Origin of the sequence: Nocardia sp. NPDC050413, assembly GCF_040655475.1 — a bacterium.
Lineage (GTDB): Bacteria > Actinomycetota > Actinomycetes > Mycobacteriales > Mycobacteriaceae > Nocardia > Nocardia coubleae.
Genome location: NZ_JBFAJZ010000010.1, coordinates 94,334 through 107,096, shown reverse-complemented (window position 1 = coordinate 107,096; position 12,763 = coordinate 94,334). Strand labels below are relative to the sequence as shown.

Here is a 12,763-nt window from a genome sequence, read left to right as displayed (position 1 = left end):
ACTCGTGTGCCAATCTGTTCTCGTGAGTATCGACGAGCGTGGTGCCGTGTGTGTCCTCGGAACGGGTCTGATCGGCGGCTCCGTGCTGCGCGCGGCCGTGGACGCCGGGTACGAGGCGTTCGGGTACAACCGATCGGCCGACGGCGCTCAGGCCGCCCGGCTCGACGGTTTCGACGTGTCGGGTGACCTGCCCGAGGTGCTGAGCCGGGCCGCTGCCGCCGACGCGCTCGTGGTGCTCGCGGTACCGATGCCCGCCGTCGCGCCGGTACTCGCGGAGGTCGCCGCCTATGCGCCGGAGTGTGCGCTGACCGATGTGGTCAGCGTGAAGGGACCGGTGGCCGACGCGGTACGCAAGCAGGGGCTCGAGGCCCGGTATGTGGGCGGTCACCCGATGGCCGGTACGTCTGAATCAGGCTGGGCGGCAACCGATCCCGAGCTGTTCCGCGGCGCGGTGTGGGCTGTGGGCGTGGATGAGGGCACCCGGGTTGAGCCGTGGTCGCGGGTGGTCCGGCTGGCTTTGGACTGCGGTTCCGTCGTGGTTCCGGTCGTTGCCGAGGAACACGACCAGGCCGTCGCGCGGATCTCGCATCTGCCGCATGTGCTGGCCGAGGCGCTGGCCGCGGCCGGGGCGGACGGGGGTGAGCTGGCGCTCGGGTTGGCAGCCGGTTCGTTCCGCGACGGCACCCGGGTAGCCGGTACCGCGCCAGACCTGGTTCGCGCGATCTGTGAACCGAATGCCGGGGCATTGGAACTGGTGCTCGACGAAACCATCGAGGCGCTGATCGCCGCGCGTGAGGCTCTTCGCGCCGACGGCACGCTCGGCGAGATTGTCGAGGCGGGTTACCGGGGGCGGTCGGCCTACGACAGCCGGGCGCAATGGGAGATCACGGGGGTGACGCCCGGCGCCGACGGCTGGCTCGACGAGCTGCGGCGTGCTGGTCGGCGCGGCGGGGTGCTGCGGGCGCTGTAGTCGGTCGCGACCGTTCGCCAGCCGCCGTGACCAGGTCGATCAGGGCGGTCGACGCCGGCAGGTGGCCGCCTGCGATGGGCGGCCGGTGCCGCGGTTCAGACCCGCTCGGCCAGCCCCGGGTAGTCGAGCACGAACCCTTCCGGGTCGACCGTCAGCGTGGCGCTCGAAACCGGGGAGAGCACGTTGATGCCGTCGGCGGCACTCGAATAGGTGAGTTCGGCCTCCTGCACCAGCAGGTCGGGCAGACGCACATAGACGACCGGCACCTGCACGTCACCGACGGCGTTCTGCAGGCAGAACCGGCGGATCGGCAGGGTGTTGAAGAACGGGCTGAGCACCACGTCCACATCGAGGGCGCCGGCGAACGTCGAGCGCACGTGTGTGCCGCCCGCGTCGACGAGCCAGTAGTTCTCCTCGTCGCGTGAGACCGAGGCGTGGCGTTCACCGGCGGCGGTCGTGGTGCGCAGCGACAAACGCCTGGTGGCGCCCGCTTCGTCGGTGACCAGATCGTAGGAGGCGCTGAACGCCGGGTGCTCGTTGGTGGCGCTGCCGATCATCCGGCCCGCGGCCCTGATCCGGTTGCCGTTCACCGTCACCCGGACCGATTCCATCCGGGAGTTGTCGTGGGCTCGCCAGGTGAGCACCGCCGGCCACCGAGAGGCCGGTCTGTTCTCGGTGGGGCCTGCGGCCGGGCCCGGGGCTGGGGTCGTCACCTCTCTACGGTAAGCGACACCAGCCCCCGCGCTGTACAACACGAGCGCATCACACCAGCGAATCCCGCCAGGCGGCGTGCAGTCCGGCGAAGCGGCCCTGGCCTGCGATCAGCTCGGCCGGTGCGCCGTCCTCCACCACGCGGCCGGCGTCGAGCACCAGCACCCGGTCGGCAATGGCGACCGTGGACAGGCGATGCGCGATGATGACGGCCGTGCGGCCACGCAGCAGCGTCTCCAGCGCACGCTGCACCAGGCGCTCACCGGGGATGTCGAGACTCGACGTCGCCTCGTCGAGCACGATCACCACCGGATCGGCGAGGAACACCCTGGCGAAGGCGACCAGCTGACGCTGACCGGCCGATAATCGCCCACCCCTGGTTCGCACGTCGGTGTCGTACCCGTCCGGTAGCGACCCGACGAACTGGTCGAGCCCGACCGCGCGGGCCGCCGCCCGCACCTCGGCATCGGTGGCCGACGGCCTGCCGAGCCGGATGTTGTCGGCGATCGTGCCGGAGAACAGGTAGGCCTCCTGCGTGATCATCACGACGTGCCTGCGCAGCTCGGTGTCGGCCAGTTCGCGCAGGTCGACACCGTCGAGGGTGATGGTGCCGCCGGACGGGTCGTAGAACCGGGTGAGCAGCTTGGCCAGCGTCGACTTGCCCGCCCCGGTGGCGCCGACCAGTGCGACGATCTGGCCGGCCGGGATGTCGAGGTCGAATTCCGGCAGCACCGGCGAGGCCGCGTCGTAGCCGAACCACACCTTGTCCATCCGCACCGCACCGGTGGGATGCTCGACGGTGACCGGCTCGACCGGTTCCGCGACCGCCGGTTCCTCCTCGAGCACACCGGAGATCTTCTCCAGCGCTGCCGCGGCCGACTGGTAGGAGTTGAACACCTGGGCCAACTCGTCGAGCGGGCCGAAGAACTGGTCGAGGTAGAGCAGGTAGGCCGCGAGCACACCGATGGCCAGGTTGCCCTCCATCACCTGCCAGGACCCGACGAGCAGCACGACCACGGTTGTCACCTTGCCGATGAAGTTCGACAGGCCGACGTAGTCGCCGACGCCGCGCATCGCGGTGGTCGTCGCCTTCTGGTACGCCGCGTCCTCGACGCCGAGCACTTCCTGGTTGCGGTGTTCGCGCCGGAACGCCTGCACCGCCCGCATACCGCTCATCGATTCGACGAACTGCACGACCACCCTGGCGATCGCACCACGGGTACGCCGGTAACCCGCCCGTTGACGCCGCTGCGCCCACCGGGTGACGAACACCAGCGGCACGAAACCGAGCAGCACGATGGCCGCGAGCATCGGGTCGAGCCAGACGAGCAGGACGGCGATAGTGACCACCGAGAGCAGCGCGCTCGCCGCCTGGTTCAGCGCGCCTTCGAGCAGGTCCTGCAGTGCCTCGATATCGCTGGTGAGCCGGGTGACGACCTTGCCCGAGGTGTATTTCTCGTGGAACGACACACTCAACCGCTGGGTGTGCGCGAAGGTGCGCACCCGCAGATCGAACAGCACCCGCTGGCTCAGCGCTCCGGCCGCGCGCAGGAAGGCGAAGGTGGTGAGACCCGACAGCACCGTCACCGCGATGAACCCGGCGACGGTCGCGATCAACGGCGTCCAGTTGCCTTGGCGCCCTTGGGTTATCCCGTGGTCGAGCCCGTAGGCGATGAACAACGGCACCGACACCTTCGCCGCGTTGTCCAGCACGATCAGGACGAAGGTGAGGACGGCCAGCTTGCGGTAGGGCCGGACCAGATCGAGCAGCAGCCTGCGGGAACGGCCGGCGAGCACCACGTTGCCGGTGCCGGTGACGGCGTCGTCCTCCTTGGCGATACCGCGCCAATCGGCCGCCTGATCCTGTTGTGGTTCAACTGTTTCGGTGGTGGTCATCAGGCACCGCCCATCAGTTCGCGGTAGTGGCGGCTGGTGCGAAGCAGCTTGTCGTGGGTGCCCTCGGCGACGATGTGTCCGTCGGCGAGCAGCGCCACCCGGTCGGCCAGTGCGGCGGTGGACGGGCGGTGCGCCACCAGCAGGGTCGTCGCACCGGAGAGCACCGCGCGCAGCCGATCCTGCACGCGCTCCTCGGTTTCCACGTCCAGCGCGGAGAGGGGGTCGTCGAGCACCATGATCCGGCCCTCGTCGGCATCCGCCGCACCGGTGAGCACCGCCCTGGCCAGCGCGAGCCGTTGCCGCTGCCCGCCGGACAGACTCATGCCCTGCTCGCCGATCCTGGTGTCGAGACCCCACGGCAGCGCGTCGACGAAGTCGATGGCCTGGGCGATGTCGAGCGCGCGCCGCACGTCGTCGTCGGTGGCGCTCGGGTCGCCGAGGGCCACGTTCTCGCGCACGCTCGCCGAGAACAGCACCGGCTCCTCGAAGGCGACCGTCACCACCCGGCGCAGGTCGGCCAATCGCAGCGTGGCGATGTCGACGCCGTCGATGGTGATGCGCCCGGCGTTCACGTCGTAGAGGCGCGGAATCAGCTCGAGCAGTGCGGTTTTGCCGCTACCGGTCGCGCCGACGAGCGCGACCGTCTCGCCCGGCCGGATCCGCAGCGAGACATCCTCCAGCACAGCGTTTTCCGGACCGCCGTCGGCGCGCGGGTAGCCGAACCGGACGCCCTCGATCACCAGTTCGCCGCGCACCGGCACGGGCAGGTCGACCGGGTCCGGCGGGTCGGCGATGTCGAGCGGGGTGTCGATGATCTCCCAGTACCGGTCGGCGGCGGTGCGTGCCTCGAACAGCTCCGACAGCAGGAAGCCGAGCCAGATCACCGGCCACTGCAGGAAGGTTTCCAGTGTGACGGCGGCGACCAGGGTGCCGATGGTCATGGAGCCCTGCGCCACCGCGTATCCGCCGACGCCGAGCGACAGCGCGATCGCGATGGTCGGCAGCGCGACCAGCGCCGACCACAGCGTGGCGTCCAGATGCACCTTCGTCAGCTCGGTGCGTTGCAGTTCCCGCGACAGTGCGGTGAAGCGGGCGCCGAAGAACTGGCCACGGCCGAGCGCCTTGAGCACACGCACGCCCTGCGCGGATTCCTGGGCGATGGTCGCCAGGTCGCCCGCCTGGTCCTGGGAGCGGCGCGAGGCCACCTCGAATCGGCGGACGAAACGCGCGCAGTACACGGTGAGCGGCAGGCAGGTCACCGTGAAGATCAGCCCCACCTGCCAATTCAGCACGAACAAGGCGATGAGCCCGACGGGCGCGATCACCGAGTTGACGATGAGGAACGGCCCGGCGAACGCGACGAACCGGCGCAGCGCCGACATGTCGTCGATCGCACGCGAGAGCAGCTGGCCGGACTGCCACCCGTCGTGACGGCCGATCGACAGCGCCTGCAGCTTCGCGAACAGCATTGCCCGCATGGTGATTTCGAATGTCGTCGCCGGTTTGGACACCAACCAGCGTCTGCCCCACATGCCGAACGATTCGAGTGCGCCGAGCAGGAACACGAATGCGACGGGCACGAGCAGGCCCGCGAAATCGCGGCGGGCGATCGGTCCGTCGATGATGCGGGCGATGACCAGCGGTGTCACCACCGCGGTCGCGGCCATCATGATGGCCAGCAGGTTCGCCAGGATCAGCGGAACCCGGTACGGCTTCAGGTAGGGCAGGAACCGGCGCAGCGAGCGCATACCCCCGCGCGCTCGCTGTGTGGGCTGCCCGGAACTGTCGGCCTCCGATTCGGCGACCGCCAGTTCTGATGTGACAGACAAAGACTCCCCCTCGGGTCCGGTTGGATGGTTGGTTACCGGAACGGACTCCCAGACGATGTTCGCATCGGGGTCCGACAAGTAGGCCCTTCCAGAGTCGCACCGGACCCCCGTTCCCGGCCACCGATTTTTCTGCCGGACGAAAGCATCCACAGCCGTGCACAGTCCCGGCCGCTACGCCCTCTGCCGCTGTTCAGCGGCCCGATACAATGCCGCAGGCGCGAGAAGTGGGTGGTTGCGCGTTCCGACAAGCACAGGAGGACTGTTGACGCGGATGGTCGGGTTGTTCGCCGGGATCGGCGGGCTCGAACTCGGCCTCGGCAGACACGGATGGTCCACCGAGTTGCTGTGCGAGATCGATCCGGGTGCGCAGGGCGTGCTCGCCGCGCGTTTTCCCGAAACACCACTGCACGCCGACATCACCCGCCTGCGTTCGCTGCCCGCGCGCACCGAACTGGTCGCGGCGGGGTTCCCGTGCCAGGACCTCTCCCAGGCCGGGCGCACCGCGGGTATCACCGGTCGCCGTTCCGGGCTGGTCGACGAGGTGTTCCGGCTCGTCCGGCGGCAGCGCGGGCCGCGCTGGCTGCTGATCGAGAACGTGCCGTTCATGCTCCAGCTGGGTCGTGGTGCGGCGATGCGCCACATCACCACCGCCCTGGAGGAACTCGGATACACCTGGGCCTACCGGGTGGTCGACGGTCGCGCGTTCGGCCTGCCGCAACGGCGCCAGCGCGTGCTGATGCTCGCCTCCCGCACCGAGGACCCGCGCCAGGTGCTGTTCGGTGACGACGCGGGCCCGCGCGACTACGGCGACCCCGAGCGCGACCCGTGCGGCTTCTACTGGACCGAGGGCGTGCGCGGCCTCGGCTGGGCGGTGAACGCGGTGCCGACCTTGAAGGGCGGTTCCGGGCTCGGCATCGCCAGCCCGCCCGCGGTGCGGCTTCCGGCGGGCGAGATCGTCACTCCTGGCATCATCGATGGGGAACGATTACAGGGTTTCGATGCCGAGTGGACCGCGCCCGCGCTCGACGTGCCGGGTGTGCGGCAGGGGCATCGGTGGAAGCTGGTCGGCAACGCGGTGAGTGTGCGGATGGCGAACTGGGTGGGTGAGCGGCTGGCCGCGCCGCTGGAGCCGCTCACCGTCGGTGCGCCGCTGCGACCGGGCGCACCGTGGCCGAGTGCGGCGTGGGGGCATGCGGGCGTGGTGCATCAGGTTCCGCTGTCGACATGGCCGGTCCACGAGCCCTACGAGGATCTGAAGAATTTCCTCACCGAACCGCGACTGCTGTCCCCACGTGCCACGGCCGGGTTTCTGCGACGAACATCCATGGGCAACTTGCGTTTTCCGCCCGGATTCCTCGACGACGTGCGCGACCATCTCGATCGCATGGGTGGCTGGGCGGCATGACCGGGCGGCGGGACCACGGAGACGATGCTCCGCGGTCGGCACCCGTCACCGACGCGGCCACCAGCGCGCGGATGTCGCGCCAGCGCCGTGCCCATACCGCTCCCGAACTCGCCCTGCGACGCGAGCTGCACCGCGCGGGCCTGCGCTATTTCGTCGACCGTGCGCCGATCAAGGGCCAGCGCAGGCGCGCCGATGTGGTTTTCCCACGCCGTCGTGTCGCCGTCTATGTCGACGGGTGCTTCTGGCATCGGTGTCCCGAGCACGCGACCGATCCGAAGAACAATGCCGAGTGGTGGGCGCAGAAACTGGCGGGCAATGTGGCACGCGATCGCGCTACCGATGCCGCGTTGATCGAGGCGGGCTGGCAGGTGGTGCGGGTGTGGGAACACGAGGACCCGCAGGTGGTCGCCCAGCAGATCGTCGCGTTGGTTCGCGGGACTGGTTGATCGGCCCCTCGTCCGAGAATGCCCGGTGACCGGGAGCGCTTGGTCAGCGGCGGTGGGGCGAGCGGTCGGCGCGGACGCGGACCAGGGAACGGGGTGCGTTGGCGGCGGCGTAGCCGGAGACCACCATCGCCAGGATCGTGGCGAAGCCGGCCAGTGCGATCACGTAGCTCATCTAAGACCTTCCGGTTGGTTGCATCGCCCAGCTTGCCCGTCCAACCTGACAACAACCTGTGCGCCCTGTGATGAAACCGCGTGTGACGCGGTCACACACCCGTTCGCCCCACCTACTCCACGGTGATCTTCACTGTATGACCCCCCACCTTCGCGGGCAGCTTCGTCGTGTCGACCACCAGCACCTCACCGGTGTCCTGTAATCCGTTGGCCAGCGTCTTCGGCTTCAACCCGAACGGCGGCTGCTCACCGGTGCTCGCGGCGAGACCGAAGTCGCTGTCGTTGGCGATGTAGATGGTCTTGCCGCCGTCGGGCGACGCGATGCCCTCGATCTTGTCGTGGCCGAAGAACCTGCCCTTGTCGTCGAGCGCGGTGACCAGGGCCGCCAGGTCGAGATTGCTCTTCTTCTCCACCGGGGTGATGCCCGACTTCTTGAGTGCGGCAACCGCATCGGCGGTCGAGACGGTGCCGATCAGGGTTTCGATCGGCTTGCCGTCGACCAGCAGACCGCCCTGCTCGGCGTCGTACCGAGCGCCCGCGAGGGTGGAGTTGGGGCCGACGTCGGTGGCGCCCGCGATGTCGATCGTCCAGATCTTCTTGTTCGCCTCGGGCGCCAGGTTCCCGTCACGTTCGGCGACCAGGAAGGTCGTCGCGCTCAGCGCCGTGATCTCGGAGACCGCGACCTTGTTCTGCTTCGGGTTCTCCAGCGGGTACAGGAATTCCTTCTGCGCCTTGGTCTTCAGATCGACGGTGACGATCCGCGCGAACGGAACTTCCTTGGCCGAGCCGTCGAGGCCGGGTGTCTTCAGCGCGCTCTGCACCATGCCGACCAGCGTGCCGCCGTCCGGGGTGATGGTGAGCCCTTCCATGCCCTGGTTGGGGCTGCGCAGGGCGATCTCCTTCGGTAGCCCGCTGCCGGGCGCCAGCCGTTCGATCTCGGTGCCGTCGGCGGCGAAGTGCACCAGGAACGGTCCGTATTCGTCCGACACCCAGAACGTGCCGTCGGCAAGGGCGACAAGGCCTTCCGGGTCGAGGCCGTGGTCGGTGGCCGGCAGCACCGTGCCCGCCAGATCCTTGATGGTTTCGCCGGTACTTGCCGCCGAATCGACCTGGCCGTTGAACGGGACGCCCGCCCGGTTGCGCAGCTCGATGCTCGACTGCAGCACAGCTTTGCTGCCGACCAGCTTGAACTTGCCGATCTTCGGAACGAACGACGGTGTGGGCGAGAGCTTCTCGTTCTTTCCCGGGCCGTCGACATTGGGGCCGCGGTCGGTGAGGCCGTAGAACTCGTCGGTGGTGCCCGGCACCGGGGTCCACGCCGACCCGAAACCGCTGCCCTGCACCGTGGTGCCGCCGAATTCGCCTAGCACCGGGATGTCGGTGGTGTACAGGCGAACCGCGTCGCTGGTGGTCACGGTGAACTGGTCGAGCCCGGTGTAGCCGGCGCTCGGTGTGTACACGTAGGACCCGTCGGTCTTGCGGGTGAGGTTGCCGTGCTCGGGTTCCATGCTCACGCCGAGCACCGCATCCCCACCCGCGCTCGCCACGAGTTCGTCCAGCGAGATCACCAGCGCCTGGTCCTTGGCCGTGGTGAAGTCGGGATCGGAGCCGGGCGTCGAGCAGGCCGCCGTGACGGCGGCGGCACACAGCGCGGCCGTGAGCGGGAAGAGACGAAGAGCTGGTCGTGCGTTCATCCGCCTTGCGTACCGCGCGCAACCGACCAGCAGACGACCGGGAAATGAATTGTCCTCCCGCAGCCTGTGCCCCATTCTGGCCACTATGACAACAACCCGGTTCAACATTTCCTCTGCCTCCGACTTCGAAGATGTCGTCGGGTATTCGCGCGCCGTGCGGGTGGGCGACCATGTGCTGGTCAGCGGCACGACGGCGGCGCTGCCCGGTGGGGGCGCGGTCGGTGGCGACGATATCGGCGCCCAGACCCGCGAGATCCTCGCGCGGATCGCCACCGCTCTCGACCAGGCGGGTGCGAGTGTGCGCGATGTGGTGCGGACCAGGATGTTCGTCACTGATATCTCCCGTTGGCCGGAGGTCGCGGCCGCTCACGCCGAGGTGTTCGGCGATATCCGGCCCGCGGCGTCGATGTACGAGGTCACCGCGTTGATCGCGCCGGGGCTGCTGGTGGAGATCGAAGCCGATGCGATCGTCGCCGGCTGATCGTCGCACCACGGGCACTTCGCGCCCCGGGCGTCGACCGTGAAAAGTGCACAGTTGTCCACAGATTTCGAGTTATCCACAGGGCGGGGTCGAGGGCGTCGTGAACGCCGGTGCCGCGCGCACCGAACTACTACCCTCGATCTCGTGACCAGCGAAATGGCAACGCCCACCGACCTGTTGGCTCAGGTCTCCGCCTCCACCGCGCGTCTCGAGGCCTCGATCAGCGGGCTCGGCGAATCGGCTCTGGCCGAGCCGTCCCAGCTGCCCGGCTGGACCCGCGGCCATGTCGTCGCCCACTTGTCCCGCAATGCGGACAGCCTGCTGAACCTGCTGTTGTGGGCGCACACCGGCATCGAGATCCCGCAGTATCCGAGCGTGGCGGTGCGCGACGCCGACATCGAAACCGGTGCGGGCCGCGCACCCGACGTCCAGCGGGCCGACTTCGCCGCGTCGGCTCATCGCTGGCAGGCCTTGGCCACCACCATGTCCGCCGCCGACTGGGCGGCCGAGGTCCGCAACCGCCAGGGCGGCACCCTCACCGCCGACATCGTCCCGTGGATGCGTCTGCGCGAAACCGAGATCCACCACGTCGACCTCGGCGTCGGCTACACCCCCGCCGACTGGCCGAAGGAATTCGTCGCCCGCTTGCTACCCGAAACCGTCGCCGACCTGTCGGCCAAGGTCCACCCCGAAGCCACCCCGACCTTCGACATCCAAGCCACCGACACGGACTTCATCGCCACCATCGGCCCCGACCGCCCCCACCACACCGTCCTCGGCCCCGCCACCTCTCTCCTGGCCTGGCTCCTGGGCCGCACCCCCGGCACCGACCTCACCGGCCCCCTCCCCCCACTCCCGGCCTGGAAGTAACCACACAAAAAAAATCCGCCTCCTACCGGGTATACCGATAGGAGGCGGATTGTTGTGCGCCCGAAGGGATTCGAACCCCTAACCTCTTGATCCGTAGTCAAGTGCTCTATCCGTTGAGCTACGGGCGCATGGTCTTCAGTTGTACCGGCGAACCGGTGTGGCGGAGGCGAGAGGATTTGAACCTCCGGTCCCCGTGAAGGGACAACTCATTAGCAGTGAGTCCCATTCGGCCGCTCTGGCACGCCTCCTGGAGCCTTCTCTTTCGAGGGCACCGGTCCTTGTCGAACCGCCGGGAATGAAGATTACACGAGCAGTCGTAGGAGTCCAAAACGCCTGGTCAACTAGCGTAAATTGCTGTCGAACCAGTCGTAGATGCGGGTCTGGGAATCGATGCGGATGGCGGCGGCAGCGTCGTCATCGGGGTCGGGGCGGTCGGCGCGGTGACGCAGGCCGGGGTAGGTGACGGTGAGACTGGCCACATTCGCGCGGGCGGTGGCGTCGCGGAGCTGGTCGACGGCCTCGGGCGGAGTGGCGGGATCGTCGGCGCCGAACAAGCCGAGCCAGGGGGCTTGCAGGCTCGGAGCGACCTCCACCAGTGAGGTGCGCTGGTCGGGGAGCGGGTCGACGATGCCGGCGGCGGCCACGCTCACGGCGGCGCCGATGGGTCGGTTGGTGGCCACGAGGAAGGCGGCCGTGCCCGCGGTGTCGAAACCGAGGACGCCGATGGTGTCGGGGAAGACCCCGCGACGGGTGAGCCAGTCGAAGCCCGCGTCGAAGTCGGCGAACAGTTCGTCACCGAACACCTCGTGGACGTCGTCGTCGGGGAGACGATCGAACAGGTGCGGGGCGACCACGATCCAGCCTTCCAGCGCCAGCGATCGCATGAGCTCGACGAGCTGGGGCGGGAACTCCCGCGACTCGTGCAGGACGACGATGCCGCCGCGCGCCGTTCGTTCCGGCTCGACGACGGTGATCGGCACCGAGGTGCGCGCGCTGGTTTCGGCGTCACCCGGCTCACCGGCGGACTCCACCGGCCGCAGTGGGGCGACATCGTTGTAAGTGCCCGGCATATTCCCAGCGTAGGCGGCAGAACTGGTCTTGGGTAGGGTGGAGCGGTGACCGCGCGTATCCGGCCCGACCTGGCCACCATTCCCGCCTATGTTCCCGGCCGCACCCACCCGGACGCGGTGAAGCTGGCCTCGAACGAAACGACGTTCGGCCCGCTGCCGAGCGCGGCGAAGGCGATCGCGGCGGCGGCCGAGCAGGCCAACCGGTACCCCGACAACCAGGTCACCGAGTTGCGGGCGGCGCTGGCCGAATTCCTCGGTGTGAGCGTCGCCAACGTTGCGGTCGGCTGCGGCAGTGTGGCGCTGTGCCAGGAACTCGTGCAGATCACCTGCGATGCCACGACCGACGAGGTGGTGTTCGCGTGGCGCTCGTTCGAGGCGTATCCGATCGTCACCCAGGTGGGCAATGCCACCGCGGTGCCGGTGCCGCTGACCGCCGATCATCGCCACGATCTGGACGCGATGGCCGACGCGATCACGGAACGAACCAAGCTGATCTTCGTCTGCAATCCGAACAACCCGACCGGCACGGCGCACCCACGCGCCGAGCTGGAGCGTTTCCTCGATCGGGTGCCCCCGCACGTGCTTGTGGTGCTCGACGAGGCGTATTTCGAGTATCTGCGGTTGCCGGAGACCGACGGTATCGAGATCGGCCGCACCCGGCCCAATGTCGTTGTGCTCCGCACGTTCTCGAAGGCGTACGGCCTGGCCGGGCTGCGCGTGGGTTACGCCGTGGGCGATCCCGAGGTGATCACCGCGCTGCTGAAGGTGCACATCCCGTTCAGCGTGAACCGGGTGGCCCAAGCGGCCGCGATCGCCTCGTTGGAGGCGCACGGCGAGCTGCTCGACCGCACCGACGTGCTCATCACCCAGCGGGCGCGAGTGCGCGACGCACTGCTGGCCGCCGGGTACGAGGTGCCACTGAGTGAGGCCAATTTCGTCTGGCTGCCGCTCGGTGCGCGCAGCCTGGAATTCGCCGAGGCGAGCGCTGCTGTGGGTGTGCTGGTTCGCCCGTTCGCCGGTGACGGCGTGCGCGTGACCATCGGCGACCCGCACGAGAACGATCGTTTCCTCACCTTCGCCACCGCACCGGAGACGGCACTCCGCTTCCGCTGACCGCTGCGCCACTTGCCTTTTCGGGCAAAAAGATGGACGTCTGACCGAATACGTCGCATCCTTCGCGGCCCGATCTCATAACCGCGCCCTCACCTCGGGTTGTTTGG

12 protein-coding genes and 2 tRNA genes are annotated in these 12,763 nt (G+C 68.7%); 6 read left to right on the top strand and 8 right to left on the bottom strand.

The annotated features are described in order from the left end of the window. The first annotated feature begins 22 nt into the window (after nt 1-22). Nucleotides 23-970, top strand: coding sequence for a prephenate dehydrogenase (locus AB0I19_RS22455; RefSeq protein ID WP_357150851.1), 948 nt, complete (start codon nt 23-25; stop codon nt 968-970). Nucleotides 971-1,065: 95 nt separating this feature from the next. Here the strand turns inward: AB0I19_RS22455 and AB0I19_RS22450 are convergent, their stop codons facing one another. Genes AB0I19_RS22450 through AB0I19_RS22440 form a run of 3 tightly spaced genes read right to left on the bottom strand, consistent with a single transcriptional unit; the run spans nt 1,066 to nt 5,406 of the window. Further along, a complete protein-coding gene (locus AB0I19_RS22450) occupies nt 1,066-1,683 on the bottom strand; it encodes a putative glycolipid-binding domain-containing protein (RefSeq protein WP_357150849.1) in 618 nt (205 codons plus the stop codon). Nucleotides 1,684-1,732: 49 nt separating this feature from the next. Continuing rightward, nucleotides 1,733-3,577, bottom strand: a complete 1,845-nt coding sequence (locus tag AB0I19_RS22445) for an ABC transporter ATP-binding protein (RefSeq protein WP_357150847.1) — start codon at nt 3,575-3,577, stop codon at nt 1,733-1,735. Further along, nucleotides 3,577-5,406 carry an ABC transporter ATP-binding protein gene (locus AB0I19_RS22440; protein ID WP_357150845.1) on the bottom strand — a complete coding sequence of 610 codons (1,830 nt, stop codon included), beginning with the start codon at nt 5,404-5,406 and terminating at the stop codon, nt 3,577-3,579. The genes AB0I19_RS22445 and AB0I19_RS22440 overlap by 1 nt, the downstream gene beginning before the upstream one ends. A gap of 271 nt (nt 5,407-5,677) precedes the next feature. Between AB0I19_RS22440 and dcm the strand changes: the two genes are divergently transcribed. Together dcm and AB0I19_RS22430 are read left to right on the top strand one after the other, a co-directional pair. Beyond that, nucleotides 5,678-6,811, top strand: coding sequence for a DNA (cytosine-5-)-methyltransferase (gene dcm, locus AB0I19_RS22435; RefSeq protein ID WP_357151028.1), 1,134 nt, complete (start codon nt 5,678-5,680; stop codon nt 6,809-6,811). Then, nucleotides 6,808-7,257 carry a very short patch repair endonuclease gene (locus AB0I19_RS22430; RefSeq protein ID WP_357150843.1) on the top strand — a complete coding sequence of 150 codons (450 nt, stop codon included), beginning with the start codon at nt 6,808-6,810 and terminating at the stop codon, nt 7,255-7,257. The genes dcm and AB0I19_RS22430 overlap by 4 nt, the downstream gene beginning before the upstream one ends. A 43-nt stretch (nt 7,258-7,300) precedes the next feature. Here the strand turns inward: AB0I19_RS22430 and AB0I19_RS22425 are convergent, their stop codons facing one another. Beyond that, nucleotides 7,301-7,429, bottom strand: coding sequence for a hypothetical protein (locus AB0I19_RS22425; protein ID WP_255284037.1), 129 nt, complete (start codon nt 7,427-7,429; stop codon nt 7,301-7,303). Nucleotides 7,430-7,541: 112 nt separating this feature from the next. Continuing rightward, nucleotides 7,542-9,122: an esterase-like activity of phytase family protein gene (locus AB0I19_RS22420; protein WP_357150841.1), complete on the bottom strand. Its 1,581-nt coding sequence runs from the start codon at nt 9,120-9,122 to the stop codon at nt 7,542-7,544. 85 nt (nt 9,123-9,207) lie between these two features. Between AB0I19_RS22420 and AB0I19_RS22415 the strand changes: the two genes are divergently transcribed. Continuing rightward, nucleotides 9,208-9,603 (top strand): RidA family protein, encoded by a 396-nt coding sequence (locus AB0I19_RS22415; protein ID WP_067494731.1) that lies wholly within the window; start codon nt 9,208-9,210, stop codon nt 9,601-9,603. A 144-nt stretch (nt 9,604-9,747) separates the two neighbouring features. Next, nucleotides 9,748-10,473 (top strand): maleylpyruvate isomerase family mycothiol-dependent enzyme, encoded by a 726-nt coding sequence (locus tag AB0I19_RS22410; RefSeq protein ID WP_357150839.1) that lies wholly within the window; start codon nt 9,748-9,750, stop codon nt 10,471-10,473. Nucleotides 10,474-10,528: 55 nt separating this feature from the next. Here AB0I19_RS22410 and AB0I19_RS22405 read toward each other — a convergent pair. From AB0I19_RS22405 to AB0I19_RS22395, 3 genes are all read right to left on the bottom strand, one after another. Next, a tRNA-Arg gene (locus AB0I19_RS22405) sits at nt 10,529-10,601 on the bottom strand. A 30-nt stretch (nt 10,602-10,631) separates the two neighbouring features. Beyond that, nucleotides 10,632-10,721, bottom strand: a tRNA-Ser gene (locus tag AB0I19_RS22400). A gap of 93 nt (nt 10,722-10,814) precedes the next feature. After that, nucleotides 10,815-11,543 (bottom strand): dienelactone hydrolase family protein, encoded by a 729-nt coding sequence (locus tag AB0I19_RS22395; RefSeq protein WP_357150837.1) that lies wholly within the window; start codon nt 11,541-11,543, stop codon nt 10,815-10,817. Between the two features lie 45 nt (nt 11,544-11,588). Between AB0I19_RS22395 and hisC the strand changes: the two genes are divergently transcribed. After that, nucleotides 11,589-12,656: a histidinol-phosphate transaminase gene (hisC, locus tag AB0I19_RS22390; protein WP_357150835.1), complete on the top strand. Its 1,068-nt coding sequence runs from the start codon at nt 11,589-11,591 to the stop codon at nt 12,654-12,656. The last annotated feature ends 107 nt before the right edge of the window (nt 12,657-12,763 follow it).